Origin of the sequence: Sphingomonas morindae (assembly GCF_023822065.1) — a bacterium.
Classification (GTDB): Bacteria; Pseudomonadota; Alphaproteobacteria; order Sphingomonadales; family Sphingomonadaceae; genus Solisphingomonas; species Solisphingomonas morindae.
The window spans coordinates 55,216-81,356 of the sequence record NZ_CP084930.1; the positions used below are offsets into that span (position 1 = coordinate 55,216).

The 26,141-nt window shown below is 67.7% G+C and carries 21 protein-coding genes and 1 tRNA gene; 15 read left to right on the top strand and 7 right to left on the bottom strand.

All coding sequences use genetic code 11. The features are described 5' to 3' along the window. Nucleotides 1-164 precede the first annotated feature (164 nt). The 3 genes from LHA26_RS00275 to cysS are packed head-to-tail and all read left to right on the top strand — an operon-like array spanning nucleotide 165 to nucleotide 3,091. Nucleotides 165-575, top strand: coding sequence for a hypothetical protein (locus LHA26_RS00275; RefSeq protein WP_252166767.1), 411 nt, complete (start codon nucleotides 165-167; stop codon nucleotides 573-575). A gap of 54 nt (nucleotides 576-629) precedes the next feature. Continuing rightward, complete coding sequence (locus LHA26_RS00280; RefSeq protein ID WP_252166768.1) at nucleotides 630-1,559, top strand: XdhC family protein; 930 nt, start codon at nucleotides 630-632, stop codon at nucleotides 1,557-1,559. Nucleotides 1,560-1,573: 14 nt separating this feature from the next. Then, entirely contained in the window at nucleotides 1,574-3,091 is a 1,518-nt protein-coding gene (cysS, locus tag LHA26_RS00285) for a cysteine--tRNA ligase (RefSeq protein ID WP_252166769.1), read from the top strand. A gap of 51 nt (nucleotides 3,092-3,142) precedes the next feature. Here cysS and LHA26_RS00290 read toward each other — a convergent pair whose 3' ends face one another. Together LHA26_RS00290 and LHA26_RS19990 are read right to left on the bottom strand one after the other, a co-directional pair. Further along, on the bottom strand, nucleotides 3,143-4,939 hold the full coding sequence (locus tag LHA26_RS00290) for a methyl-accepting chemotaxis protein (RefSeq protein ID WP_252166770.1): 1,797 nt from the start codon (nucleotides 4,937-4,939) through the stop codon (nucleotides 3,143-3,145). Between the two features lie 105 nt (nucleotides 4,940-5,044). After that, nucleotides 5,045-6,163: a GGDEF domain-containing protein gene (locus LHA26_RS19990; RefSeq protein WP_302898028.1), complete on the bottom strand. Its 1,119-nt coding sequence runs from the start codon at nucleotides 6,161-6,163 to the stop codon at nucleotides 5,045-5,047. A 220-nt stretch (nucleotides 6,164-6,383) separates the two neighbouring features. Here LHA26_RS19990 and wecB point away from each other — a divergent pair, with 220 nt between their 5' ends. From wecB to LHA26_RS00310, 3 genes are all read left to right on the top strand, one after another. Next, on the top strand, nucleotides 6,384-7,550 hold the full coding sequence (gene wecB / locus LHA26_RS00300) for a non-hydrolyzing UDP-N-acetylglucosamine 2-epimerase (protein ID WP_252166771.1): 1,167 nt from the start codon (nucleotides 6,384-6,386) through the stop codon (nucleotides 7,548-7,550). A gap of 2 nt (nucleotides 7,551-7,552) precedes the next feature. Then, nucleotides 7,553-8,926 carry a class II 3-deoxy-7-phosphoheptulonate synthase gene (locus LHA26_RS00305; protein WP_252166772.1) on the top strand — a complete coding sequence of 458 codons (1,374 nt, stop codon included), beginning with the start codon at nucleotides 7,553-7,555 and terminating at the stop codon, nucleotides 8,924-8,926. A 53-nt stretch (nucleotides 8,927-8,979) separates the two neighbouring features. Beyond that, nucleotides 8,980-9,055: transfer RNA gene (locus tag LHA26_RS00310), tRNA-Glu, on the top strand. Between the two features lie 579 nt (nucleotides 9,056-9,634). Here LHA26_RS00310 and LHA26_RS00315 read toward each other — a convergent pair. Beyond that, entirely contained in the window at nucleotides 9,635-11,182 is a 1,548-nt protein-coding gene (locus LHA26_RS00315) for a hypothetical protein (RefSeq protein WP_252166773.1), read from the bottom strand. A gap of 857 nt (nucleotides 11,183-12,039) precedes the next feature. Here LHA26_RS00315 and LHA26_RS00320 point away from each other — a divergent pair. From LHA26_RS00320 to LHA26_RS00335, 4 genes are all read left to right on the top strand, one after another. Then, nucleotides 12,040-12,360 (top strand): hypothetical protein, encoded by a 321-nt coding sequence (locus LHA26_RS00320; RefSeq protein ID WP_252168440.1) that lies wholly within the window; start codon nucleotides 12,040-12,042, stop codon nucleotides 12,358-12,360. A gap of 107 nt (nucleotides 12,361-12,467) precedes the next feature. Then, on the top strand, nucleotides 12,468-13,922 hold the full coding sequence (locus tag LHA26_RS00325) for a DUF389 domain-containing protein (protein WP_437441225.1): 1,455 nt from the start codon (nucleotides 12,468-12,470) through the stop codon (nucleotides 13,920-13,922). Next, a complete protein-coding gene (locus tag LHA26_RS00330) occupies nucleotides 13,919-15,121 on the top strand; it encodes a cation:proton antiporter (RefSeq protein ID WP_252166774.1) in 1,203 nt (400 codons plus the stop codon). Before LHA26_RS00325 ends, LHA26_RS00330 begins: the two co-directional genes overlap by 4 nt. A gap of 62 nt (nucleotides 15,122-15,183) precedes the next feature. Next, the gene (locus LHA26_RS00335) at nucleotides 15,184-16,425 is read left to right on the top strand and encodes a DUF2254 domain-containing protein (protein ID WP_252166775.1); all 1,242 of its coding nucleotides are present in this window, start codon (nucleotides 15,184-15,186) and stop codon (nucleotides 16,423-16,425) included. Between the two features lie 296 nt (nucleotides 16,426-16,721). Here the strand turns inward: LHA26_RS00335 and LHA26_RS00340 are convergent, their stop codons facing one another. After that, nucleotides 16,722-17,624, bottom strand: coding sequence for an SDR family oxidoreductase (locus tag LHA26_RS00340; protein WP_252166776.1), 903 nt, complete (start codon nucleotides 17,622-17,624; stop codon nucleotides 16,722-16,724). 95 nt (nucleotides 17,625-17,719) lie between these two features. On the opposite strand from LHA26_RS00340, the gene LHA26_RS00345 reads away from it, so the two are divergent. Continuing rightward, nucleotides 17,720-18,556: a helix-turn-helix transcriptional regulator gene (locus LHA26_RS00345; protein WP_252168434.1), complete on the top strand. Its 837-nt coding sequence runs from the start codon at nucleotides 17,720-17,722 to the stop codon at nucleotides 18,554-18,556. A gap of 49 nt (nucleotides 18,557-18,605) precedes the next feature. On the opposite strand, the gene LHA26_RS00350 is transcribed toward LHA26_RS00345, so the two are convergent. After that, a complete protein-coding gene (locus LHA26_RS00350) occupies nucleotides 18,606-19,097 on the bottom strand; it encodes a hypothetical protein (protein ID WP_252166777.1) in 492 nt (163 codons plus the stop codon). 306 nt (nucleotides 19,098-19,403) lie between these two features. Between LHA26_RS00350 and LHA26_RS00355 the strand changes: the two genes are divergently transcribed. Further along, the gene (locus LHA26_RS00355) at nucleotides 19,404-19,919 is read left to right on the top strand and encodes a hypothetical protein (protein WP_252166778.1); all 516 of its coding nucleotides are present in this window, start codon (nucleotides 19,404-19,406) and stop codon (nucleotides 19,917-19,919) included. A gap of 278 nt (nucleotides 19,920-20,197) precedes the next feature. On the opposite strand, the gene LHA26_RS00360 is transcribed toward LHA26_RS00355, so the two are convergent. Next, nucleotides 20,198-21,157, bottom strand: a complete 960-nt coding sequence (locus tag LHA26_RS00360) for a GlxA family transcriptional regulator (protein WP_252166779.1) — start codon at nucleotides 21,155-21,157, stop codon at nucleotides 20,198-20,200. 116 nt (nucleotides 21,158-21,273) lie between these two features. Between LHA26_RS00360 and LHA26_RS00365 the strand changes: the two genes are divergently transcribed. Genes LHA26_RS00365 through LHA26_RS00375 form a run of 3 tightly spaced genes read left to right on the top strand, consistent with a single transcriptional unit; the run spans nucleotide 21,274 to nucleotide 23,660 of the window. After that, the gene (locus LHA26_RS00365; protein ID WP_252166780.1) at nucleotides 21,274-21,954 is read left to right on the top strand and encodes an alpha/beta fold hydrolase; all 681 of its coding nucleotides are present in this window, start codon (nucleotides 21,274-21,276) and stop codon (nucleotides 21,952-21,954) included. Between the two features lie 24 nt (nucleotides 21,955-21,978). Continuing rightward, the gene (locus tag LHA26_RS00370) at nucleotides 21,979-22,794 is read left to right on the top strand and encodes an alpha/beta fold hydrolase (RefSeq protein WP_252166781.1); all 816 of its coding nucleotides are present in this window, start codon (nucleotides 21,979-21,981) and stop codon (nucleotides 22,792-22,794) included. Nucleotides 22,795-22,838: 44 nt separating this feature from the next. After that, nucleotides 22,839-23,660, top strand: a complete 822-nt coding sequence (locus LHA26_RS00375; RefSeq protein ID WP_252166782.1) for an enoyl-CoA hydratase/isomerase family protein — start codon at nucleotides 22,839-22,841, stop codon at nucleotides 23,658-23,660. A gap of 506 nt (nucleotides 23,661-24,166) precedes the next feature. Here LHA26_RS00375 and LHA26_RS00380 read toward each other — a convergent pair. Further along, entirely contained in the window at nucleotides 24,167-25,285 is a 1,119-nt protein-coding gene (locus LHA26_RS00380) for an acyltransferase family protein (RefSeq protein WP_252166783.1), read from the bottom strand. Nucleotides 25,286-26,141: the final 856 nt, after the last annotated feature.

Genomic DNA, 26,141 nt, shown 5'->3' on the forward strand with positions numbered 1-26,141 from the left:
TAGGCGCAGTTATTCCCGAGTCCATCGCTCGGCCTCTCGCTTCGGCGCATCCCAGCGTCCGCTGCCCGCACCATGGTCCGTGCAATAATGCGAATCACTCGCAGGCTGGTTGACAGCGCCAGAGACTCCGGTTCTATTGCGAGGCGTTCGCAGGAGGAGGATGCATGTACGCCTTTGTCGATCGCCCAGTGGGCACGCTCAAGCCGGGCGCCCGCTTCCTGCTCTGGGCGATGCGGGGCTGGATCGCCTCCGCCGCGCAGGGCGAATGCCCGCCCCGGACGCTCGCCTGCGGCTTCGCCCAGCGCGGCGCCCTGCCCGCGCTGCCGCCACTCAACCGCCTGCTGGCCACGCTGAACACGCAGGCGCGCGATGCCATCGCCTTCCACCCGCTCGCCTGTCCCCGCATCGGCGAGGACGAGGCGATCCTGCTCCAGCTCTGGGAGGATGCACGCGCGGCGCCGGTGCGGGCGCGCGCCACGCTGGCGCTGATCCTGGAGGAGACGGCGGTGGAGCCCGGCTTCGAGGCGCTGCTGGCCGTCAGCGCGCGCCTGGCGGAAGCCGGGCTCGACGCCTGATCCCGTTCTTAGGCCGGGCTTTTCTCGGGCACGTCGACGGTCTAGATCGCCGTCATGGCCGATCTTGACCGTTTGCTCGCCCGCGCCGCCGAATGGCGCGACCAGCCCCTCGCGCTCGCCACGGTGATCGGTACCTGGGGTTCGGCGCCGCGCCCGCGCGGCAGCCACATGCTCGTCGCCGCCGATGGCCGGTTCGAGGGATCGGTGTCCGGCGGCTGCGTCGAGGGCGAGGTGCTCGCCCATGCCGCCGAGGTGATCGGCGGCGGCGGCTTCCGCCGGCTGCGCTACGGCGTCGCCGATGCCGCCGCCTGGGAGGTGGGCCTGCCCTGTGGCGGCGAGATCGAGCTCATCGTCCAGCCCGTCAGCGACCAGGGCTTCGCGCCCGCCTTGTTCGACCGCATCGCCGCCGCGCGCGACGCGGGCGCGAGCCTGGAGATCGCCACCGATCTCGTCACCGGGAACAGCGGCGAAGCGGCGGATGCGGCGGAGCGCGAGGCCTTCGTCAACAGCTACCGGCCGCCGCGCCGGATGCTGATCGTCGGCGCGGTGCAGATCGCGCAATCGCTCGCCGCGCTGGCGCGCGAGCTCGACTTCGCGGTGACGGTGATCGATCCGCGCGCGCGTTTCCTCACCGCCGATCGCTTTCCCGGCGTCGTGCTGGACGATCGCTGGCCCGACGAGGCGGTGGCGGCGGCGCGTCCCGGCCCGGCGACGGCGCTCGTCACGCTCAGCCACGACATCAAGATCGACGATCCGGCGCTGATCGCCGCGCTGACCGCGCCGACCGGCTATATCGCCGCGCTCGGCTCGCGCAAAAGCCATGCGGCGCGGCGCGCGCGTCTGGCCGATCTCGGCTTTGACGAGGCCGCGCTGGCGCGGATCGAAGGGCCGGCGGGGATCGCGATCGGCGCGATCGGTCCGGCGGAAATCGCGCTCTCGATCGCCGCGGGCGCGGTGCGGGCCTTCTCGACCAAGGCGGGATGAGCTAGGCGCCGGGCATGACGCACGGCGCCCCCCTCACCCTGTTCAACAGCCTCACCCGCGCGAGCGCGCCCTTCGCGCCGATCGATCCCGCCATGGTGCGGCTCTATTCCTGCGGGCCGACCGTCTATTCCACCGCCCATCTCGGCAATCTGCGCGCCTATATCTTCACCGATACGCTGCGGCGCACGCTGAACTGGAAGGGCTGGCCCACCACCCATGTCATCAACATCACCGATGTCGGCCATCTCACCTCCGACGCCGATGCCGGCGACGACAAGATGGAGCTGGCGGCGCGCCGCAGCGGCGAGACGGCGTGGGACATCGCCGCGCGCTACACCGCGCTGTTCAAGGCCGATCTCGCCGCGCTCAACATTCTCGAGCCGTCGCTGTGGAGCGTCGCGACCGATCATATCCAGGACATGATCGGCTTCGCCCGCGCCATCGAGACGCATGGATCGGCCTATCGCCTGCCCGGCGGCCTCTATTTCGATACCGCGACGGTGCCCGATTACGGCCATCTCGCGCGCGCCACGCAGGACGGGCCGGAGATCGGCCGGATCGAGCAGGTCGAGGGCAAGCGCAACCCGGCCGATTTCGCGATCTGGCGGCGCTCGCCCGCGGGCGAGCAGCGGCAGATGGAATGGGATTCGCCCTGGGGGCGCGGCGCGCCGGGCTGGCATCTCGAATGCTCGGTGATGAGCCTCAAATATCTCGGGCGGCAGTTCGATATCCACACCGGCGGCATCGACCACCGCGAAATCCACCATGTCAACGAGATCGCCCAGAACCAGGCCTTTACCTGCTCCGCCGCGACCGGCGCCAACATCTGGATGCACAATAACTTCCTCGTCGACCGGACGGGGAAGATGTCCAAGTCCAAGGGTGGCGTGGCGACGCTGGCGGCGCTGGTGGCGCGCGGCGTGCATCCGCTCGCCTATCGGCTGCTCTGCCTCGGCGCGCACTACCGCTCCGAGCTGGAATTCTCGCTCGAGGCGGTCGCGGCGGCGCTGACGCGGCTCAAGCGGCTGGCGATCGCGCTCACGGCGCTGCGCGCCGAGGCGGGCGATCCCGCCTATCGGGCCGTGGCGGAGCTTCGTGCCAGCCGCGGCGCCGCGTTCGACTGGCAGCGCGCCACCTTGGAGGCGGATCTGTCCGAGACCGGTCGCGCGCTGGTGGCGCGGTTCGACGCCGCGCTCTCGGCCGATCTGATGACGCCGCAGGCGCTCCCCATCCTCGACGAGGCGATCGCCAGCCGCCTGCCCGCCACGGAGCGGCTGGCGCTGGTGGCGCTGTTCGATCTCGCGCTGGGCCTGGACCTGCTCGCGCTCGATCGCCGCCGGCTCTCGCTGCGGCCGGACAGCACGACGCTGACCGACGCGGCGGTGGAGGAATTGCTCGCCACCCGCGCCGAGGCGCGCGCCGCGCGCGATTTTGCCGCCGCCGATGCCGCCCGCGACGCACTGAAGGCGGCGGGCGTCGAGATCATGGATGGCGATCCGCTTCGCTGGGAATGGCGCGCCGATCTGGACTGACCGGATCGGCGGCGGCGGCCGGGGCGCAGCCCATGCCGCCGCCGCCGAGGATCAGAAGCCGGTCCAGTCCTCGGCCAGCGCCGCGGCCTGCGCCCCGCCCGCCGCGCGCCGGCGCGGGGCGGCGGCACGCCGCGCGGCGACGGGCACGGGCCGACCGGCCTCGCGCCGGCCGTCCAGCGTGAACCGGGCGACCTGTTGCGCCAGCGCCTCCGCCTCGTTGGTCAGGCTGCGCGCGGCGGCGGTCGCCTCTTCCACCATCGCGGCATTCTGCTGGGTGACGGCGTCGATCTCGGACACGGCCGCGCTGATCTGCTCCACCCCGCTCGATTGGCGCCCGGCGGCGGCGGCCATGTCGGCGACCAGCGTGTTGATCGTGCCGATCCGCGCCACGGCCTGGGCCAGCGTGTCGCGGGTGCGGCCGACCAGCGCCACGCCCTCGCCGACATGCGTGGTGCTGCTGGAGATGCGCGCCTTCACGTCGCGCGCCGCTTCGGCCGAACGCTGCGCGAGCGCGCGCACTTCTGACGCGACCACGGCGAAGCCCCTGCCCGATTCCCCCGCCCGCGCCGCCTCGACCCCGGCGTTGAGCGCGAGCAGGTTGGTCTGGAAGGCGATGCCGTCGATCACCGCGATGATCTGGGCGATCTCGTGCGCGCTGCCCTCGATCGCCTGCATCGCCGTCATGGCGCGCGCGGCGGCCGCGCTGCTCTCGTCGATCTCGGCATGCATGGCGCCGACCGCCTGATTGGCTTCGCCCGCGATGCCCGCCGTCTCGCGGATCGAGCCGGTGATGCCGCCCATGGCCGACGCGGTCTCGGCGAGGCTGCCCGCCTGGCGCTCGGTGCGCTGGGCAAGATCGTCCGAGGCCTGGCTGATCTCGCTCGCGCCGCGATGGATGCTCTCGGCGGAGAGCGTCACCGCGTGCAGAGCCTCGGCGAGACCGGCGACGGCGGCGTTGAAATCGGTACGGAGCTGGTCATAGGCGGCGGGGCATTCCGCGCCGATGCGGCCCGTGAGATCGCCCGCCGCCAGCCCCTGCAGGCGCGTCGCCAGCGTTTCCATGGCGATGCGCTGGTCCGCCTCGGCCGCGGCCTTGTCGATCGCGGCCTGGCGGAAATGGCGCAGCGCCTCGCCGATCGTGCCGATCTCGTCGCGACGGCCGGACGCGGGCAGCGCGATCTCGTAATCGCCGTGCGCCAGGCGATCCATCGCGTCGCACATGCTGGCGAGCGGCCCGAACAGCCGCCGGCTCGCCGCCAGCGCGGCCAGCGCCGCCGCCACGGTGACGAGCAGCGCCGCCAGCGCGACCCGCACGCCGACGCCATGGACCTGCGCCAGAAACACGTCGGCCGGAATGCCGACATAGAGGATGCCGATCACATGGCCACCGGCGTCGCGGATCGGATCATAGGCGGTGAAATAGGAGCGGCCGGCGATATCCGCGCGCCCGCGATAGGGCCGGCCCTCCACCAGCACCGCCTGGCGCACGGCGTCGCTCGTCAGCCGCGTGCCGAGCATCCGCTTGCCATCCGGACCGATCACATTGGTGGCGATGCGCAGATCCCCGGCGAAGATGGTGGCGCTGCCATTGACCAGCGCCTTCACCCGGTCGACGGGTTCGTTGAAGCCCTTGAGCGGCCGCGAATCCACATAGAGCTGGTCGGCCTGGGCGCTGAAGCGGGTGCCGTAGCGGTGCAGCACATCCCAGGCGACGCGCATATTCGCCTCCTGCCGCTCCACCGCGGCCTCCTCCGCCGAGGCATAGAGAAGCCGGGTCGTGACGAGCCAGCTCGTCGCCGACAGCAGGGTGAGCGCCCCGACCACCAGCACCGTGATCTTGGTCGACAACCGCCAATCGCGGATCTTGTTCGCTATGCCTGCCACAACCCGTCACCCTTACCCGCTTCCCACTCGAGGGTGGTTCTACGGATGGGGAGGTAAAATCGACGTAAACTATCGCAGCAAAGGCGTAACGATCTGTGGCGAGGCGGCCATGGCCTCGTTGTAGCGCAAGGCTGCCCCCCTCCCGCTCTTCTTGGCCGCGTAGAGAGCCGTATCCGCGAGAATCCAGAGGTCTTGCGGAACGACCGCATCCTCGGGCAGGCAGGCATAGCCGATGCTCACCCCCACCCGCACCAGGCCGCCAGTACCCAGCCGATAGGGTTCGCCGCGGATCGCCTGGATCAGCCGTTCGGACAGCAGCCGCACCTCGGCGGGACGCACATGCGTGACGATCATGAACTCGTCGCCGCCGAGGCGGATCACGGCGTCTTCCGGCCGCACCGTGGCGCGCAGACGATCGGCGACACGCTGGAGCAGCTCGTCCCCGGCGCCGTGGCCGAGCGTGTCGTTCACCGCCTTGAAGCCATCCAGATCGAGGCAGAGCATCGCCAGTCGCTGGCCGGGCGCCGCCGTCCAGGCGTGGAGTCGCTCTTCCAGGCCCGTGCGATTGAGCAGGCCGGTGAGCGGATCATGCCGCGCCCGTGCGCGCTGCAGCGCCTCGCTCTCCAGCATGGCGAGCACGAGATCATGATATTCGCACACGATGCCCATGACCGCGCGAAGATAGACAGGGGTGAGCAGCACCAGCACCAGCAGCCAGGGCTCGCCATTGATAAGCAGGCCGATCTTGAACGGCAGGTCGCACAGCGAGGCGAGCAGCAGCGCCAGGCGCGGTGCGGCATAGGCACGCGCGCTCAGCGGGCCGATGATGCTCATGGTGAGCGCCGCGCCCATCACCATGGTGGGCGTATCGTGGCTCAGCATCGCCACCAGCGCGGTGGCCCCCTGGAAACCCGCCCAGCCGATCGACAGCCACAGCAGCGCCTCCACACGGGGCGCGGCGCCGCCGCGCTGCTGCCGATGCTGCACCACGAGCAGCACGAGCCGCACCACCACCAGCACGAACTGCGCGGCGGTCAGCCCGGCGATGATCAGGCCATGGGTGCGGATGGTGGCGGTGATCCCGCACAAGAGCCCGGCCAGGCTGCCCGCCGCCACGACCGACGGCGAGGACAGCAGCGTGCCGAGCAGGATCGCCTGGTGCTGCGGGCTGATGGGCCGGCGCGGCACGGTGAGCCACGCAGAGACGAAAGACCGGCTGCTGAGCTGGCCTCGCAACTTTGTTTCCGGACTCGTCGGTAGCATCGAATGCTGAATAGGGAGTCTTCACTACCGTGGGGTGAGGAGAGAATCCGGTATTCTGCTTAGGCCAAGTGTCGGATCGCCCGAAGTCGACAATCGCATCCGCTCTGGAGATGTTCGCCGCCACATCGGAGGCAAGGCGGTGGCCGTGGCGGGCGAGCGCGACATTGCGATCGTGATCGGCACCCGGCCCGAGGCGATCAAGACGGCGCCGCTCCTGCTTGCCGGCGGCCACCATCCCCGTTTGCGGCTGCGCCTGATCAGCACCGGCCAGCAACCCGATTATTGCCGCGACGCGCTGGCCGAATTCGGCCTCGTCGCCAGCCACCTCCTGCCCGCCCCCCGGCCCGGCGCCGCGCTCGACATGCTGGTGGGGCACCATGCCCGCGCAATCATGCGCCTGCTCCGCCGCGCGCCTCCGGCGCTGATGCTGGTGCAGGGCGATACCAGCTCCGCGCTCGCCGGGGCGCTGGCAGCGCGCGCACTGGGCGTGCCGCTCGGCCATGTCGAGGCCGGGCTGCGATCGGGCGATCTCACCGCGCCCTGGCCCGAGGAGCGCAATCGCCGCGTGATCGACGCGCTGGCCGATCTCCTGTTCGCGCCGAGCGTGCGCGCCGCCGCCCGGCTCGCCGCCGAGGGCCATGATCGCACCCGCATTCATCGCACCGGCAATACCGGCATCGATGCCCTGCTCTGGATGCGCGCGCGGCGGGGGGCCGTTTTGCATGCCCCGGCGCGGCGACTGATCCTCTTCACCTGCCACCGCCGCGAAAGCTTCGGTGCGCCGCTCGCCGCCATCTGCGCGGCGGTCCTCCGGCTGGCGGCGCGCGGCGATGTCGAGATCCTCTGTCCGGTCCACGCCAATCCGGCGGCGGCCGCCCCGATCCGCGCCCTGCTGGGCGGCCGGGCGACGATCCGGCTGGTGGCCGCCCTGCCCTATTCCGCGATGGTCGACGCGCTGGCCGGCGCTTATCTCATCCTCACCGACAGCGGCGGCATCCAGGAAGAGGCCGCCGCGCTCGGCACGCCGACGCTGGTGCTGCGCCGGCGCACCGAGCGCCCCGAGGTGCTTGCCGGCGGCGTCGCGCTGGTCGGCACCGATACCGACGCGATCGTGGCGGCGGCGGAGCGGCTGCTCGACGATCCGGCGCATCATCGCGCGATGCAGAAGCCCGCCTGGCCCTTCGGAAAAGGCGATGCCGCCGGCAAGATCCTCGATCATATCGAACAATATTTCTCCACCGGCCGCTTGCGGGATCGTCCATTGCTTTTGGGCGACGATTGGACCAAGGACGGCGCCCCGAAAGGAGCGTAATCATGGCCACCCACTGGGCCCCTGCGAGCTGGCGCGCCCACGAAGCCCGGCAGCTGCCGGACTATCCCGATCCCGCGGCGCTCGCCGCCGCCGAGCAGCGCATCGCGGGCTTTCCGCCGCTGGTCTTCGCCGGCGAGGCGCGCGCGCTCACCGCCGAGCTGGCGCGCGTGGCCGAGGGCCGGGGATTTCTGCTCCAGGGGGGCGATTGCGCTGAGAGTTTCGCGGAATTCCACCCCAACACCATCCGCGACACGTTCCGCGTGCTGCTGCAGATGGCGGTGGTGCTCACCTATGCGTCCAAGCTGCCGGTGGTGAAGGTGGGGCGCATGGCGGGCCAGTTCGCCAAGCCGCGCTCGGCGCCGCTCGAGGAGCAGGATGGCGTCGCCCTGCCCAGCTATCGCGGCGACAATGTCAACGACATCGCCTTCACGCCCGAGGCGCGCCGGCCCGATCCGGAGCGGATGATCCGCGGCTACAACCAGTCCGCCGCGACGCTCAACCTGCTGCGCGCCTTCGCCCAAGGCGGCTATGCGACGCTGCAGCAGGTCCATGCCTGGACGCTCGACTTCATGGGCCGCAGCCCATGGGCGGAACGCTACCAGCTGCTCGCCGACCGGATCGGCGACGCGCTCGATTTCATGGCCGCGTGCGGGCTCAATCCCGAAACCGTGCCGCAGCTCAAGGGCACCAATTTCTACACCAGCCATGAGGGGCTGCTGCTGCCCTACGAGCAGGCGATGACGCGCCAGGATTCGCTCACCGGCGACTGGTACGACACGTCCGCGCACATGATCTGGATCGGCGACCGCACGCGCTTCGAGGGTTCGGCCCATGTCGAATTCGTGCGCGGCATCGGCAATCCGATCGGCATCAAGGTCGGGCCGAGCCTCGCGCCCGACACGCTGCTGCGCCTGCTCGACCAGATCGATCCGGCGCGCCAGCCCGGCCGGATCACGCTGATCACGCGCTACGGCCATGACGCGATCGAGCAGGGCCTGCCGCCGCTCGTGCGCGCGGTCAAGCGCGAGGGGCGGCCCGTCGTCTGGTCGTGCGATCCGATGCACGGCAATGTCGTCAAGGCCGCCAATGGCTACAAGACCCGCCCGTTCGAGCGAATCCTCGCCGAGGTGCGCGGCTTCTTCGCCGTGCATCGCGCCGAGGGCACGCATGGCGGCGGCATCCATATCGAGATGACCGGCCAGAATGTCACCGAATGCACCGGCGGCGCGGTGGCGATCACCGACGAGGGGCTGGCGGCGCGCTACCACACCCATTGCGATCCGCGGCTCAACGCCCATCAGGCGCTCGAACTCGCCTTTCTGGTCGCCGACATGATCAACGCGGAGATGCGCGAGCGCGAACGCCACGCGGCCTGAAAAAGCGGTTGACGGACCGGCGCCATCCCCATAGAGGAGCGCCTCCCGCCGACGGCCCCTTCGTCTAGCGGTCTAGGACGTCGCCCTCTCACGGCGAAAACACGGGTTCGAGTCCCGTAGGGGTCACCATCCAGCCTCGCCCTGTGGCTGTCATCCGGGTTATTCTGACACATCAAGCAAAAGAACAGGGACGGCGAGGCGGCCATGAGTCCGCCTGCCTAGGTGAGATGGTGATCTCACCCGATATTTGACGCAGTAGCTGATCGATTGGCGGTGTTCGCCCCCCGCTGCGTGGCGCCGGCCACCTCGCACAAAGAGGTGCAAAGCTATGGATGCGCCCATGCGACCGCAGGGCTCAAGCGCAATCAACCCGTCATGGGGGAGCGGGTCGCTCCTCGGCTCAACTGCACCTTGGTGACAGACGTACGCGGCTCGACGGCTCCGCCCTGCCCATAGGCGGAGAGGCTGGCGATCAACTTATGCCCCACCCGATCGGACTAGTCCTTCGCGCGCATGAAGAAGCCGCGGAAGATCGTGCGGCCGCGGCCGACCTGCGCCTCTCGCATCAGGCCGAGCGGGCGCACCATCTTTAGCGCCGATAATCTTCGACTGTATCCCCCCGGAAAGATAGGGAGGCTCCACCCGGTGAGGACGCCTGCCCGACCTGAAAATGAGCGGCAGCGCCGGTTCGCGCGCCGACGACCTCGGTCAATAAAATAAGAAGTCGGAAGCCGTCAGGGCCGCCGGCGAGACACCTCTGAGGAGAATCGTGTCGTGGTCGGACAAAGCGATCAGCGTTCCGTCACTCACGGACGTCATATGAGCCTGGAGACCGTGAAAGTCCGTGATGGCCCATCCGGACAGGCTCAGTTGATCGTGCCCGGTACCATTTCCCGCAACAAAACCTGAAATCGCGGCGGCTCCGAAGTGCTGCCCGAAGGCGAAAGTGTCGCTGCCCAGCGGCGAGCCCACCATGATGGTGCTTGTGCCGGAGGGCGCCGTCAGCAGGCTTGGCTGATAGGCGGTGAGCCGGCTCGTCCCGTCGCTGTTGAGGCTGGTGCGTTCCAGCACCGTACCGTCCGCGCCATACCGTTCCTGGAGCACCGACATGAGGAAATCGCTGTTGCGCGCGTATGTGTTCGACACGGCCGTCCGGCTGTGATCCGCCGCGCCGGTCACGCTTGAGACGACATGGCCAAGAGCGTCGTATGTGACCGCGTCGAATGATCCATCGGCGTAGTAGTGCTCGGAAAACTCCTTGCTGCCATTGGCGAAGAAGCGTTCCAAGGCGGTGATCTTGTTATCCGCGCCAGTGTCCGTGATCTGTCGCGCATAGACTTGCCCCGAGACGAGTTGATCGACCGTTTTCGAGCCATCCGCGTGGTGCGTCTCGGTCTTGAGCAGGATGCCGGAGCCAGGATCGAACGTCTTGTGCGTGTGATCGCCCAGTGGAACGCTGATATCCTGCGCTGTCAACTCGTCAGCCGCATCATAACTGTTCACGACATGCTGGAGACCGTTGTCGTACCGATACTGGTATGAGCCGTCCGGATTCCACGTTGTGGTGTAATGATGGCCTTGCCCATCAATCGAGTCATATTGGAGCTTTTTGCCGCTGGCGTCGTAGCGCGCCGTCGCCACCAAGTGCCCATTGCCATCGTAGAACCGAGCATCCTTCCAGCCGTTGGCCAAGGTGGTCATGTCCTCGCGAATGGCACTGCTTTCCAGCTCGGTAGATAAAGCTTTCCCATTCTTGTCGTAGAAGGTCGTATAGTGGATCGCCCAGGAGCCTCCATAGGTGGGTCCTGTTTGCGACTCCATGGAGCCGTCCGGACGAAAGGTGGTGGCGCCGTAATCCTCTCCGCCATAGCTGTCGCTGCCCCCCGAGTAGGAGACGGTGATGCTATCGTCTCCGTTCAGCTTGGCAGAGCCGCCCGGCGAGAAATCATCCCAGAAGGAGACTGAGTTTTTCCGCACCCCGGACGCATCGAGAAAAACGGCTTCGAACTCACCATTGTTATACGTCAGCACAAAACCACCGGTTTTGGAGGCGACGACGCTGGCGGGAGAATCGGTGTAGGGGCTCTGCGACAAATCCTGATTATCGACGAGAACTTTACCGTTCGCGCTTATCAGACTGTAAGTTGTCTCGTAAAACGGATCACTGTAATATGGAAGATAGGTCGAGTACCGTGTGACATCTACGATGTTCCCGTTGGAAAGCTGCGCAGAGGAAATTATTGTTGCGTTCGACATCCTGCCCCCCAGGCTAACACTCTGATGCTGAATGCTTCTTCCAGAGGTTTTCGACTTATTCAAGTCCGTCCTACGTGACTCACGTCCTGGCAGCTTCGCGAATCAGCAAATCGCGTGTAGAAAAAACCGAAATGGAGTAGTCTCTCTTCCAGTATCAGCGGTTCAAGCGCCAGAGATCGAGCCGATCCAGCTCCAAGTCGAACGGAGCGAGCGACAGCCGCGCTTACTCCGCCGCGGTCGGGGTTATGAGGCGCGCGGTGGGCGGGGCCGCGTGGGTTTTGAGCGACGCCTGCGCGTTTTCCCTGTCCGTGCCATACCAGCCACGCTCGTAAACGGGCGCGTTGGCGGCGATGCAAAGGGTCGAGCGCGCGCTGATGACGACATGGCTGTCCTTGCCTCCCAAGCAAGGAGCCCCGCGACCATAAGGCGGTGCTGATCCTGGCTTCTTCGACCGTAGCGCCTCGGCTTGCGTCCCTCAGAAGATGGGCATGGCCGTCGGCGAAGGCGGCCACCAAGCTTGATGATTGGCCTGCTTCCGAGCGGGTCGGCGGTTGCTCGAGACAGCCATTGCTGCGATAGCAGTGTCCGGGTGCGCGCTTCAATGTGAAGGCGCAGGTTGATTGCGTTGGTCGGGCCGCCAGCGCCGATTGCCTGTGGCCGGGGTCTTTTATGTTCGATCTGGATGCGACCGCTGCGGCGAGCCGCCGCCCTCGCCCGGATGTCGCTCGACACCCTTCACCACGGCGACCGGTCTATGCCATCCGGCGTCGAAGCGCCGATGCGCGATCATGAGGATAGGCGGTGTGCGCGCCGGATGTCCTAGCAAGCGTTTCAACCCTCCGCAGCGGCGGCGGCCAATGGCTGTACGGCTGTCGCTGCTGTGGCGCCGCCGCGTCGCGCCGATCGTCGCGGCCCCGCCCACCGGTGGAACGATCGGACTGTCCTTGGCGACAAAAACAACCGCCAGATCCGTCAACGGCCTCGGCATGTCGAACGGCGCGGCGGGCGCGGCCGGCCGCACCGCGCTTCCGGGGGCACGGCAGATCGCCCGCGCGATGGCGGTGAACCGTCCGGCACATGCCGCCGGCTTGCTATCGGCCGGACCGAGGAATGGCGCCCGGCGGCGCGAAGCGGGCGACTGCCGTGTCGGGATCGGTCCGGCGGAGCGCCCCGCGTGACCGGCCCCGCCGCGAACCTCCCGGTCGATCCGTCCAGGCGGCTCGACCGGATCGCCCTGTATCGCTGGTGGCGACGCGCGATCGTCGATCCGACCGATCATGCGGCGGTGCTGGCGCGCGTTGCTGAAGAGAGCGGCTGGAGTCCGCGCTTCGCCTTCATGACGATGATGTCGGCGGGGATCGCCGAACTGGGGCTGCTGCTCTCGTCGCCGGCGGTGGTGATCGGCGCCATGCTGATCTCGCCGCTCATGAACCCGATCCTCGGTTTCGGATTCAGCCTCGCGCTGTTCGACTTTCGCGAGTTGCGTCGATCGCTGAAGGCGCTGGCGATCGGCGCCGTCGCGGCCGTGACCTTCACCGCGCTCCTGGTGCTCGCCTCCCCGTTGCAGGCGCCGACGGCCGAGATCGTCGCGCGGACCCGGCCCAATCTGTTTGACCTTGCCGTTGCGCTCTTCGCCGCGCTGGCCGGAACCTTCGCGATCATCCGCGGCCGCGGCGACACGATCGTCGGTGTGGCGATCGCGACCGCGCTGATGCCGCCGCTGGCGGTGGTCGGCTATGGCATCGCCACGCGCAACGCGCCGGTCGGCATGGGCGCCTTCGCGCTGTTCGTCACGAACTTCATCACCATCGCGCTGTCGGCGACCGTGATGGCGCGCTTCTACGGCTTCGGCCATTATCTGTCGCGACGGCAGGGTTGGCTGCAGACCATCCTCCTGACGCTTGTCTTCGTCGTGATGGCGATCCCGCTCGGCGTTTCGCTCAATCGTATCGGTCGCGAGGCCGTGGCGACGTCACAGGCGCGTTCGCTGCTCTCCGATCGGTTCGGCTCCGCGGCGCGCGTGACCCAACTCGATATAGACTTCACCGCGCGGCCGATCGTCGTGCGCGCGGTCGTCATCACGCCGCGCCGCTCGATGCAGAAGACGCACGCGATCCAAGCCGCACTCGCCAGAACGCTGGGCCGGCCGGTGCGACTGAACCTCGACCAGATTCTGCTCGGCGCCGGTGCTGACGCACTGGCCGCGCAGCGCGAGGAGCTGCGCCAGGCCGGAGAGGCTCCGAACACGGCGGCGCAGCGGGTGACCGATCTCGCGAACAGCGTCGCGCTGATTACCGGCATCGCGCCCGACGCGGTGACGATCGATCGCGACCATCACCGCGCGGTGGCCGCCGCCGCCCTATTGCCGGGCGCGACCGTCGCCACCTATCGCGCGCTGGAACAGCGTGCCGCGGAGCAGAGCGAGGATTGGGACGTCGTCATCGTCCCGCCGCAGGGCCCGCTGCCGCCCATCATTTTTGCCGACGGTGCGGACACGCTCGATGCCCGTGCGCGCGACGCCGTCGCGGCTTCGGCCTGGGCCGCGCATCGGTGGAACGTCGGCTCCCTCGCGGTGCCAGCCTTGCCCGCCGACGGCGCGACGCCCAGCCGACCCACCCTCGCGCAGCGCCGCGCGCTGGCCGTGGCGGCGCTGTTGCTCCAGGCGGGTATCGCCGCAGAGCCGGCGCCGCCGGCGGGACGGCAGTTCAGCCTGACGCCGGTCGCGGGAAATGCGCCATGAGCGGCGATATCGGCCTCACCGAACTCGGCACGCTTCTCATCGTCGCCTCGCTGGTGGCGATGGTGTCGCGGCGGATCGGCCTTCCCTATACGGCCGGCCTGGTGCTCGCCGGGATCGGCCTTGCCTATCTGCCGATCGGTGCCGACCTGCCGCTCTCGCGCGAGCTGATCTTCAACGTCTTCCTGCCGCCGCTCATCTTCGAGGCGGCGCTGCAGCTCCGCTGGTCACGCTTCAAGACGGATATGCCGTTGACGGTCGTGCTCGCCTTTTTCGGCGTCGCGATCAGTGCCGTTTCGGTCGCGGCCGGCATGCACCTGTTGCTCGGCTGGAGCCTGCTCGGCGCGGCCTTTTTCGGGGTGCTGATCGCGGCGACCGATCCGGTGTCGGTGATCGCCGCCTTCAAGGAGATGAAGGCCGAGCCGCGCCTCAGCATGGTAGTCGAGTCCGAGAGCCTGCTCAACGACGGCGTCGCGGCGGTCGGCTTCGCGATCCTCGTCGGCATCGCCAATGGCGAGGCGCTGACGCCGTCGGGTGCCGCGCTGGCGCTGCTGTGGACGGTGGCCGGCGGCGTCGCGATCGGCGCCATGATCGGCCTTGCCGTCCTGACCATCGCCGGCCGGACGACGGACCATCTGGTCGAGGTGACCTTGACGACCGTGGTCGCCTGGGGCTCGTTCCTGCTGGCCGAGCATGTCCATGCATCCGGCGTGTTCGCGGCGCTGGCGGCGGGGCTCATCGTCGGCAATGTCGGGCCGCGCGGCTCGATCTCGGTCGCTGGTCACCAGCATGTGCAGGATTTCTGGGCCTATGCCGCCTTCCTCGCCAATTCCTGCCTGTTCCTGCTGATCGGCAGCCATGAGGCGCACCAGCCGATCACGCTGGTCTCGGCGCCGCTGGCCCTCGCCATCGTCCTGACGCTGATCGGCCGCGCCGCCGCGGTCTACCCGCTGGCGCTGCCGTTCGCGCGGTCCGGGCTGCGGCTGCCGGTGACGTATCAGCATGTGCTGGTCTGGGGCGGGCTGAGGGGCGCGGTGGGGCTGGCGCTGGCGCTGGCGGTGCCTGCCGGCGTCGCCGAGCGCGGCCAGATCGTCGTCATCACCTTCGGCGTGGTCGCCTTCTCGATCTTCGCGCAAGGGCTGACGATGCCGCGTCTGCTCCGCCGCTGGCATTTGACCGGTTCCGACGCGGACGAACACTGACGTCCCTTGCCTGGAACTCCGCGCGGTTGCCGGAGCTTGAACGCCCGGAAAGGGGACCGGCAATGACGCGATGGCAGTGGCTGCTCCGGCTGGTCACGCGCAGGATGTGGTTCCGGGCAGCCCTGATGTGTGGGTTCGGCGGTGCGCTGGCGCTCGCCGGTGCGCTGGTGGGCCACACCATATCCTATCACTTCGCCGCGACGGTCGGGTCGAAATCGGTCGACAGCATTCTGACCATGCTCGCCTCGAGCATGCTCGCGGTCACCACCTTCTCGCTGACCGCCATGGTCTCGGCCTATGCGGGTGCGACCAGCACGATCACGCCGCGCGCCGTCCAGCTCCTGATCGACGACAGCACCGCGCAGAACGCGCTCGCCACCTTTCTCGGCAGCTTCCTGTTCGCAATCGTGGGCATCGTCGCCTTGTCCACCGGCCTCTATGGCGAAACCGGCCGCGTGATCCTGTTCTTCGGCACGATCCTGGTCATCCTGATGATCGTCGTGACGCTGCTGCGCTGGATCGAACATATCGCCCGGTTCGGGCGCGTGTCCGACACGATCGACCGGGTCGAGCGCGCGGCGATGGCAGCGGTGGAAAGAATGGCCGTGCCGCTCGCGCTCGACTATGCGCCGCCCGCGGTCGCGCAGAGCGGCATGACGGGCGTGCCGGCTTCCACCATGGCGCGGGTCACCCATGTCGATATCGCGCTGCTGGGCGAGATCGCCGACGCGGCGACGGTCGATATCCACCTGCTCGCCCTCCCCGGCAGATTGGCCGAACCCGGGCGACCGCTGGCGTTGATCGCCGGGGCCGTCGACGAGGCGGTGTTGGAGAAGGTGCGGCAGGCTTTCACCCTGGCGCACCAGCGCGCCTTCGATCACGATCCACGCTTCGGCCTGGTGGTTCTCTCGGAGATCGCGTCGCGGGCGCTGTCACCGGCGGTCAACGATCCCGGCACGGCGATCGCGGTGATCGAAGCGGGCGGCCGTGTCTTGCTGCGGCTGCTCGATCATCGCTCGGACGGCCGCACGCGGCTTCCCGCCCGGATCCATGTTCCACCGACAGCCTTGGCCGATCTCCTCGACGATTGGTGCCGACCCATTGCGCGAGACGGCGCGGCGATCGTCGAAGTCGGCGTTCGCCTGCAGAAGACGCTGGGCGCGCTGGCGCGACACGCCCCGGCGGCACGACACGTCATCGCGCGCGAGGCGCTTGATGCCGTCAAGCGGGCGCGCGCCGCGCTGGCAAGCGAGGCCGACCGAGACCTGATCGAGCGAACGCATCGCGCGGCCTTTGGCGCCTAAAAGCAAGAATGCGGCGTTCAGGTGTATAGGCTATCGCCGCTACGGATCGGCGCCGCCTGCGCTGGATGGTTGCGCTTATGGTCCCGCGTCTCGGCCGCCGCCGCCAGGCCGCTGAGCCCAAACAAGCCACCAGCCCCCTCGACAGTCTACACCAAGGTATAAACTAGCGCCGACTGCCGCCAACCGGCACCGGCCCTTCTTCATGGCCGAACGGCGGCGGTAGCGCTTGTGCCGATGCGGGGCGGCCCCGCCCGCCGACCCGCCCGAGGATCGGCTCGGCGGGCGCGGCGGGTGGGTCAGGCGGGAACGAGCGCCGCATAGTCGGTCGCGGCGAGGTCGGTGAGGAGATCCGGGCCGGTCGGCTCCCATCCCAGCCGCGCGCGGGTCCAGTCGTTCGACGCCGTCATGTCGAGCCCGGCAAAGGGCGCCATCCAGCCGAAATACTGGTCGATCTCGGCCGGCGTGACCGAGCGGACCGGCAGCCCGGTGCCCGTGCCGATCGCCTCGGCGATGGCCCGTGCGGCCACGCCCTCTTCGGCCGACGCATGGTAGCGCGCGCCCGGCTCGCCTTGCTCCAGCGCCAGCACATAGAGCCTCGCTACGTCGGAGACATGCGCCGCCGCCCAGCGCGCCCTGCCCTCGCCCAGATAGGCGACCGCCCCGGCGCGCCGCGCTTCGAGGATCAAGGGCGTGATCAGCCCGGCCCGGCTGGTGTCGTGCACCTGCGGCAAGCGGATGGTGCGGACGTCGATGCCCCGCGCGGTCAGCGCCGCGCCCGCGAACTCGGTGGCGATGCGGGGATTGGGGTGGCGCGGGTTGAGCACGTCCTCGGTCGCGCGGCCGCCCTCCACCGGCGTGCCGATGCCGACGCCCGAGGTGAGCAGCAAGGGCTTGTGCGTCCCGTCGAGCGCCTCGCCCATGGCCTTGATATTGCGTTCGTCCTTCCTGGTGTTCTCGAAGAATGTCTGGAAATTATGATCGAACGCACAATGGATCACCGCATCGGCGGCGGCCGCCCCGGCCGCGAGCGTCTCCGGCTTTTCCAGGTCGCCGACATGCACCTCGGCGCCCGCCGCCTCGAGCTGGCGGGCACCTGCGTCGGAGCGGGTGAGGCCGAGCACCCGGTGGCCGCGGTCGAGCAGTTCGGGGATGATGCGGGAGCCGATGAAGCCGGTCGCGCCCGTCAGGAAAACACGCATGCAGGATCTCCTTTTTCCCGCAGCGGCATATCGGTCCCGGCCTTAGCCTGTTAAGTAGTGAGCCTATCCCGGTATAAGCGGCAACAGGCTCGATGATGGCCAGCGAAGCGCACAAGCAACTCGGCACCTATCTGCGCGATCGGCGCACGCGGCTGGATCCGGCGGCGTTCGGCTTTGGCGGTGGCCGGCGCCGGACTCCCGGCCTACGCCGCGAGGAAGTCGCCAGCCGCGCCAATATCAGCGCGACCTGGTATACATGGCTCGAGCAGGGGCGCGGCGGGGCGCCCTCGGCGGACGTGCTCGACAGGATCGCCAAGGGCCTGATGCTGACCGAGCCGGAACGCGAGCATCTCTACATGCTGGGCCTTGGGCGCCTCCCCGAGGCGCGGTATCGACCCGTCGACGGCATCACCCCCCGCCTCCAGCGCGTGCTCGACGCGATGGCGCTGAGCCCGGCCATCATCAAGACGGCGACCTGGGAGGTCGTCGGCTGGAACCGCGCCGCGGCGGTGCTGCTGACCGATTACGCCAAGCTGCCGCGCGAGGGACGCAATATCCTCCGGCTGATGTTCGGCAGCGACCATGTGCGGCGCCGCAACGAGGATTGGAACAGCATCGCCCGTTTCGTCGTCGGTGCCTTCCGCGCCGATGTCGCGCGCGCCGGCGCCAGCACCAGCGCGGAGGTGACGAAGCTGGTGGCCGAGCTGTGCGAAACCAGCCCCGAATTCGAAGCGCTCTGGCAGGACAATGATGTCGTCGCGCATGGCGAGGGGGTGAAGCGCATCCACCATCCCGATGCAGGGTGGCTCGCGCTGGAATTCTCGTCCTTCGCGGTCGAAGGCCGGCCCGACCTGGGGATGATCATCTACAATCCGGCGTCGCCCGAAGATGCCGGGAAGCTCCGCGCGCTGCTGGGCCATGACGAGGCATGACCAGGCCGACGGCCGCCGGCCGCCGGCCGCGGCGGGGCTTTCGGCCGGATCAGCACGGCTGCGTCGCCCCGACTGACTCGCGCTCCAAAGCAGGGTCGGCGCGTTTAACAGAGATACGAACAACGTTATCCTGCCCTACGCCCGAATTCGCGTAGAAGTTGCCGGATTGGTCGCTAAAGAAGCGCACGACACGCTTTCCGCTTCTGCATTGCAGGATAAGGTTTCGTCCCGAAATGCGGCACCGCCCCAAATGTCTATAGATTTCTACAAAGTGGATGAACACGCCATCGGCAAAGTAGGCCTGTACCGATTGATCAAGACCGGTCTGCACCGCCGGCTTGATCACACTACCAATAACAAGCTGCCGAACGTCTCCGTTGTTCAGGGGCCGTAACTCGGCGACCGATCGTTGGTTCTTCTCATCAGATAGCTGCGCGGCCGCCCCTCGATTGCCTTGCTCAAGCCCTGACCCGGGCGACGCCCCAACCAGCGCCATGGCGCTCAGGAACAACGCGGAGCATCGCAAGCCTTTTTTGCGCATTATTATCTCCTGTCCGACCTGCCGTCCGCGTCCGCCGAAGGGGGCAACTGAGTCTTCTTTATGCAACTTGGGTGCCGCTTGCTCGCATCATGCATGTCCTGGCCTTCGGTCACCCCAAGGTCACCATCAGACGGGCGACGCAAGCGGTGCGGCCAGCCTGCCGTCGGGGCTGCGCAAAGTCGCGATCTGTGCCGACGCCGCATCGGCGCCCTCGCGCCACGGTTTCCATCGTAACCCTTCGCGCTCGAACTGACATCTTTCCCGCACGCCCGGCGCCTAGGCTCCCGCTTTTGCGGAGCCGTATCGATGGTTCAATCAACCTTGTATGTGCTTGATCAAACCGGTGCTTCCTGGAAGAACCTGGGCAGCAGGGACGCGCCGCCCAAGAGCCGGCCGGGGGATCATGCCGAGCGCAAGCTGTACGATAGCTACTCGGCGCAGATCGCCTCCTCCTCCGTTTCGGCCTTCATCCAAAATGGCGCGCCCTGCGAGAGCTGCCACGACGCTTTCCTCAAATATTCTGTCCAGAAGACCTTCATTTTCGCGATCGGCAAGATGGGCAGCGGCAAGCTCCAGGGCGGGACCGGCTACCCCATACTGCCCCAGACGAACGTCATCCCCACCTTCATCAATCGGGACGGCGAGGAGCAGGTATCGACTGCGGCGCGATATGTCCTGAAGCTTCCGGCATTCCTGGATCCCACCGCGCTCCCGGCCTTGATCTATTACATCAAGGGACAGTGCTTCATCGGGGGAGCGCCAGAGGGATTGCAGTCGCTCGATCCCGCCCTGCTGGACTTACTTCTCAACGCCGCCTCCTGAAGGCGTCGTGCCGCGCCGCGGTTGGGCCGGCGGTGCGCGCCAGCGCGCAGGCGGCACGCACGAGGTCCCTCGGCGTGGCGCGTCGTCAGCGCCGCTGCGCCGATCCGATCGGCGTCGGCTTCGGCGGTGCCGGTGACAAGATAGCGCTCTTGGCCACCATGCCGATGTCCCCACCTCAGGGCCTCTCGCCATCCATGGTGGCGTGAACGACCAGGTCCGATCGCCCCGGCGCCGTCCCGTCCCTTACCGCTCCGGCCGACCCGCTCCCCATCCGACGATCAGCGTCGCCGTTGCCGGCGGAGCGCCTGTGGGGGATGCCCGTAAATCCGCAGGCAGGCGCGCCGCATCCGTTCGAGATCGCCGAAGCCGGTGTGGAGCGCGATCTGATCGAGCGCCTCGCTCGAATTCTCGATCCGCGGGATTGCCGCCTCGCAGCGCAGCCTTTCGACGGCACGTGCGGGCGTCTCGCCCGTTTCGGCGACGAACTGCCGCGCGAACTGGCGCGGGCTGATGCAGGCCACCTCGGCGAGCTGCTCAACCGAGAGCCGTTCGCGCAGATGCGCCCGCGCATAGGCGAGCGCTTCGCGGATCCGCCCCGGTCGCGGTTCCAGGTCGAGCAAGGTCGAGAATTGCGACTGTCCGCCGCTTCGCCGATGGTAGACGACAAGATCGCGGGCGATGATCTTCGATACCTCGGTCCCGCAATCCTCCTCGATCATGGCGAGCGCGAGATCAATCCCGGCGGTGATGCCGGCCGAGGTCCACACCTCGTCCTCGCGGATGAAGATGCGATCCGCATCCACCCTCAGCGAGGGATAGCGCCGCTGCAGCTCCCCGGCGTAGCGCCAGTGCGTCGTCGCGCGGTGACCGTCGAGCAGGCCCGCCTCGGCAAGCAGAAAGGCGCCGGTGCATATGCTCGCGATCCGCCGGGCGCGCGGCGCGGCTTCCCGAAGAAAGGCGACCGTCGCTGCCTGGCTTTGGAGCGCGTCGATCGTCGAGGCGCCGACGACGATGAGCGTGTCGATGTGGCCGTCGTCATCCGGGCAGACGGTCTCGATCCGGACGCCCGACGACCCCCGCACGAGCCCGTCCGAGCTTGCGACGATCCGCATCTCGTACGGCGCGGCATGAAAATCGACCGCCAGATTGAACGCGCAGAGCGGCCCGCCGAGATCGAGCAATTCGAAGCCCGGGAACACGACGAACCAGATGACACGCCTCGCACCCGCTTCGGTCATAGCGTCCTCCATGGCAGAATGTGCGCTTTCTACGTCATTTCTGACGGAGGCGATAGCGCCTAGATCCACCTCACCGAAGGCGAGCGGCCTTTCGCTCGTTCCGCAGGAGCAAGACGATGGCGAAGATCTCCAACATCATTCTGGTGCATGGCGCGTGGGCCGATGGCTCGAGCTGGGCGAAGGTCCTGCCGCTGCTGGCGGCGCAGGGCATGACCGTGACGGCGGTTCAGCTCCCGCTGACGGCCTTCGATGCCGATGTCGCGGCGGTTCGCCGCGCGATCGCGCTGGCCGAAGGCGAGGTCGTGCTCGTCGGCCACAGCTATGCCGGCGCGGTGATCGGCGAGGCGGGCAATGATCCGAAGGTCGCCCGCATGGTCTATATCGACGCCTTCGCGCCCGATGCCGGCGAATCCGCGGGCGCGCTGTTCGCCCAATTCGAGGCGGCGCCGCTCGGCGCGGAGCTGCGGCCCGACGCCGAAGGCTTTCTGAAGCTGAGCCGCGAGGGCGCCTTCACCCTGTTCGCGCAGGATCTGAGCCAGAGCGAGAAGGCCGCCATCTATGCGACGCAGGGGCCGATCAATGGGGCGGCGCTCGGTGGTACGCTCACGGCGGCCGCGTGGCGCGATCGGCCGGTCTTCTACATGATCGGCGATCAGGATCATGCCATTCCGCCGGTCGAGCAGGCGCGCATGGCGACGCGGATGAACGCGACCATCACGCATGTCGACAGCAGCCACGTGCCGATGCTGTCACAGCCGCAGGCCGTCGCCGACTTCATCCTGAGCGCCGCTGCCTGATCCGGTATCGCGAGGAGACGCACCATGTTCATCCGCTCGAACGGCATCGACCTTCACGTGCAGCAGAGAGGCGCGGGCCTGCCCGCTCTGGTCTTCCTGCATTACTGGGGCGGCTCCTCGCGAACCTGGCATCATGTGATCGACGATCTGGACGATGAGTTCCGAACGATCGCGATCGATCACCGCGGCTGGGGAAAATCCGACAAGCCCGAAAGCGGCTACGCGCTCGCCGATCTAGCGGCGGACGCCATGGGCGTGATCACCGAAATGGCGTTGCAGCGCTATATCCTTGTCGGCCACTCGATGGGCGGAAAGGTCGCGCAACGGATCGCCGCCCAGCGGCCGGCCGGGCTCAAGGGGCTGGTTCTCGTCGCGCCATCGCCGCCCTCGCCGCTCGGCCTGCCGGAGGAGGTGCGGCGGGGCATGGTGAGCGCCTACGCGACGCGCGAGAGCATCATCGCCACGGTCGAGCAGGTGCTTGCCCCGAACGGCCTCTGCGACGCAGATCTTGAGATGGTGATCGAGGACAGCCTGCGCGGAGCGCCGGCGGCGATCGCGGCGTGGCCGCTCGCCACCAGCCAGGAAGACATCACCGCGCTGGCGTCCCGGATCGAGGTGCCTACGATCGTCATTTCCGGAGAAGACGACCGCGTCGATCCGCCGGCGATCCTGCGGCGCGAACTCCTGCCGCGCGTGCCGCAGGCGCAGCTGCACCTGCTTGCCGGCGTCGGCCACCTCTCGCCGCTGGAAGCGCCCGGCGCCATCGCCGATCTCGTCCGCACCTTCGCGCGCGCCGTGATGCCCGACCTCACGGCCCCGGCATCCACGACAGGCCGCTGAGCCCCGGCAACGATCCGGCAGCTACCGTTCGAGGAGTCCACCCAATGTACGACTATCAGACGCTTCGGCTCGAAGCGCAGGGCGCCGTCCTGTTCGTCACCATCGACGCGCCGCCGATGAACCTCATCGGGCCTGAACTGGTCCGCGATCTTGTCTCGCTGATCGAGCTGCTCGATCGCGGCGAGCCGTATCGCGTCGCGGTCTTCCGCAGCGCCGATCCCGATTTCTTCATCTCGCACGTCGACGTCACCAAGGTGAGCGCCTATCGAGCCGAAGCGGCAAGGCTGACCGGCGAGGCGTCGATAGCGCTGCTGTTCCGCAGGCTCGCCGAAACGAGGGCGGTCACGATCGCGCAGATCGAGGGCCGCGCGCGCGGCGCGGGCAGCGAATTCGTCCTCAACTGCGATATGCGCTTCGGCGCGCGCGGCCGGGCGATCCTGGCGCAGAATGAAGCGGCGTTCGGGCTGATCCCGGGCGGCGGCGGCGCGCAGCATCTTGTCCGCATGGTCGGGCGCGGCCGGGCCCTGGAGATTCTGCTCAGTGCGGATGATTATGACGCCGATCTCGCCGAACGCTATGGCTGGATCAACCGCAGCCTCGATCGGGAGGAGATCGGGCCGTTCGTCGCCGCGCTCGCGCATCGGATCGCGCGCATGCCGGCGACTGGCCATGCCATCGTCAAGGAGCGCATCAACGCCATCTCGCTCCCGCCCGTCGAAGACTATCGGCGCGACTCCGATCTCTTCGGCGAGGGCGTCACCCAGGTCGCGGCGCAGCGGCGCATCCATGCCGCACTCGATCGCGGCTTCCAGTCACGCGAAGCGGAAATCGAGGCGGGGAAGCTGCTCGGAACGCTGCCCGATTGAGTCTCGTCGAGGCCGGGCCCGCAGGAAGACGCGAGGCGCTGCTGGCGCGGGCACGGCGTGCGCACCGCCCAACTTGTCCGCTCACCGGACGGCCAATCGGTGCGTCTTCCTTCCTTGTCGGATGGTGACGCCATGCTTGCCAGCCTGACGGACCCGAGAGGAGACAGAGATGCTGCTCTCGATCCGCCTCCCGGTCCGGACGGGGCGATCACGGTCACGGGTGGGGCGCAAGAGCCCTTCGCCCCGGAAAGCCCTCCTGGGGCGGGGATGAAGTGGAAGATAGGGCAGAGCGGCCGACTGATGCCGATCGCCCGGCCTTGGGTCGGCATGTGGTCGCTCGCCAGGTCGTCCGTCACCTCCCACAGCGGATCTCGCCGCCCTCCTTGACCTCGCGCAGATCGGGCCTCGCCGACATCGATCGACGTGGCGTTGGGCGCGTTGGGCGCTCGGCCGCGATACAGGGTTGGTTCTCGTCAAAGGCCGAGCGCAGGCGGCGGCCCATGCCCCTAGCCATCGGCGCCGGCAGGTCCGACCTGGTCGTGAGCGAACGCCCGGCGATCTTCCTGGCCCCGACGCGGCATGACGCGCGTGCGCAGGGCGAGGACGATCTTGCGTCCGCGGACCTCGATTAGCCGATAGGAGATGTCGGCCACGATGATCATGCCACCGACATAGACCGCGACCACCACGGCGATCGGAATCGCGACATGATGCGTCTGGGCGATCGCGTAGGCATGTCCAAGACCGTCACGCGCCAGCGGGTGCCATAGGTAGAGCGAGTAGGAGATGAGGCCGAGATACGCCATCACCTTGTTCCCGAACACCGCTCTGGCGGCACGGCCATCATGGGCCAGGGCGACGACGAGCGCGGGGAAGGTCGCGACGATTGCGAGATCGGAGTTGGGCACCATGAAGGCCACGCCCAGCGCCAGCAGGACGGCATAGAAGCTGCGGTCGGACCTCATGGCCTCGAGCCGTCCCTCCGTGAACGCCCGATGCGTCACTATGCCGACCGCGAAGCCACAGAGACAGCGGAAGAGCGGGAAGGAGTTCTCCAGCGACGCGACGTCCATCATACTCTCGGAGCCATCACCGAAGACGGCGATCGTTCCATACCCGATCACGGCCAGACCAATGGTCTGCCACGCGGGGCGGACGCGGGCGAGCGTGGTGAGGAGCGGGAAGACGAGATAGGCCATGGCTTCGGTGCTGACCGACCACAAAGCGCCGGAGACGGCCGGCGTCCCGAAGCCCCACGCTTCCGACATGGTGAAGTTGGCGAGAAGCTGCGGCGCGGTCAGCAAGGCCCCGCTGCCGCTTGTACCGAAGAAGAGACGGACCGTCGCAGCAGTCACGACCACGAGGTGCAAGGGATAGACACGCGCTATTCGGTTCAGCAGAAAGCCGAAATAGGCTGCGGCGTCCGACTTCATCCGGAGACCGTCATATCTCATGGATAGGACAAAGCCGCTGAGAATGAAGAACAGGTCGACCGCGAGATAAGCTCTGGATGTCAGGGAGAAATTGTACTGCGCGAATGCAGGATTGAAATGGAGATGGTAGAGCAGAACAGCCAGGGCGGCGACGCCGCGGATGCCGGTCAATCCTTCGACGCGGTTTTTCATGCTGCCTTCTCGGAACCTGTGTCGACACCGCCTTCGCAAAAGCGCAACTGAAATGGACAGCAGAAGGCGATCGCGCCAAAGCACGCTGCAAGGTCCGGCGATGTTCTCGTCTAAAGGAGGACCTTGATCTTTGGATCAGTTCCAAAGCCGATGGCGGAAGATCACGCCGGTATGTCGAGGCACGTCGGATGCGATCATTTAAGTCATTTTCGCGCGACCCCCTTCTATGTCGATATCTGTCCGGCTGTTCTAGTTGACCGGCCGGGAGGACATTTTCGATAGTCTCTATCTTGAAACATATCCCATTAGGGCTGGCAAGCTATAGATAACCAATACGTAATGATCACAGTGCCAACAGGCTGGACGATGGCGAATAGTGATGCGTTTCTGGCGGTTCGATTCATGAATCCTCGACTCGAACGAATCTTGCCGATGTGGAAGCCGCCGCAACAACAGCCCCGGGACGTCGCAAAGATAACATCGGGGTTTGTCTTCATCATCGGACTTGCAGCCTTGAGCGCCGATGGCTTCGACTATCCAAACGCTTTAGAAAGCGCGCCGCGCCTCTTCGTGCGATCGGAACGGTGCGACGGAGACATGGAAGAGATGGATGCAGACCCCGTGAGAGGATCTGTCGGACGCGAGGCCACTCGACGACGCTTTAGATGTCGTCTCCGCTGCCCCGAGTGCGGCCAGAACTTCATGCCGAGTGCGACACCCCGCTCCCCGCCCCGATCTTCTCGCCTCGCCACCTGCCAGCCCGATCCCCCCGTCCCGGCTGCGTCTGCATGCGCCCCCGTCGCAAGCCTGAACAGAATCCACCCGCCTCGGTCGGCGACGAGCCGCCGAGCCTCGC

What these genes read in the sequence shown, in the direction of transcription:
- LHA26_RS00280 (WP_252166768.1), top strand. Translation starts at nt 630, where the DNA reads ATGGCCGATCTTGACCGTTTGCTCGCCCGCGCCGCCGAATGGCGCGAC.
- LHA26_RS00350 (WP_252166777.1), bottom strand. Translation starts at nt 19,097, where the DNA reads ATGCGCAAAAAAGGCTTGCGATGCTCCGCGTTGTTCCTGAGCGCCATG.
- LHA26_RS00360 (WP_252166779.1), bottom strand. Translation starts at nt 21,157, where the DNA reads ATGACCGAAGCGGGTGCGAGGCGTGTCATCTGGTTCGTCGTGTTCCCG.
- LHA26_RS00330 (WP_252166774.1), top strand. Translation starts at nt 13,919, where the DNA reads ATGAGCGGCGATATCGGCCTCACCGAACTCGGCACGCTTCTCATCGTC.
- LHA26_RS00355 (WP_252166778.1), top strand. Translation starts at nt 19,404, where the DNA reads ATGGTTCAATCAACCTTGTATGTGCTTGATCAAACCGGTGCTTCCTGG.
- LHA26_RS00275 (WP_252166767.1), top strand. Translation starts at nt 165, where the DNA reads ATGTACGCCTTTGTCGATCGCCCAGTGGGCACGCTCAAGCCGGGCGCC.
- LHA26_RS00370 (WP_252166781.1), top strand. Translation starts at nt 21,979, where the DNA reads ATGTTCATCCGCTCGAACGGCATCGACCTTCACGTGCAGCAGAGAGGC.
- LHA26_RS00315 (WP_252166773.1), bottom strand. Translation starts at nt 11,182, where the DNA reads ATGTCGAACGCAACAATAATTTCCTCTGCGCAGCTTTCCAACGGGAAC.
- LHA26_RS00320 (WP_252168440.1), top strand. Translation starts at nt 12,040, where the DNA reads ATGGCTGTACGGCTGTCGCTGCTGTGGCGCCGCCGCGTCGCGCCGATC.
- LHA26_RS00335 (WP_252166775.1), top strand. Translation starts at nt 15,184, where the DNA reads ATGACGCGATGGCAGTGGCTGCTCCGGCTGGTCACGCGCAGGATGTGG.
- cysS (WP_252166769.1), top strand. Translation starts at nt 1,574, where the DNA reads ATGACGCACGGCGCCCCCCTCACCCTGTTCAACAGCCTCACCCGCGCG.
- LHA26_RS00340 (WP_252166776.1), bottom strand. Translation starts at nt 17,624, where the DNA reads ATGCGTGTTTTCCTGACGGGCGCGACCGGCTTCATCGGCTCCCGCATC.
- LHA26_RS00375 (WP_252166782.1), top strand. Translation starts at nt 22,839, where the DNA reads ATGTACGACTATCAGACGCTTCGGCTCGAAGCGCAGGGCGCCGTCCTG.
- LHA26_RS00305 (WP_252166772.1), top strand. Translation starts at nt 7,553, where the DNA reads ATGGCCACCCACTGGGCCCCTGCGAGCTGGCGCGCCCACGAAGCCCGG.
- LHA26_RS00380 (WP_252166783.1), bottom strand. Translation starts at nt 25,285, where the DNA reads ATGAAAAACCGCGTCGAAGGATTGACCGGCATCCGCGGCGTCGCCGCC.
- LHA26_RS00365 (WP_252166780.1), top strand. Translation starts at nt 21,274, where the DNA reads ATGGCGAAGATCTCCAACATCATTCTGGTGCATGGCGCGTGGGCCGAT.
- LHA26_RS00345 (WP_252168434.1), top strand. Translation starts at nt 17,720, where the DNA reads ATGGCCAGCGAAGCGCACAAGCAACTCGGCACCTATCTGCGCGATCGG.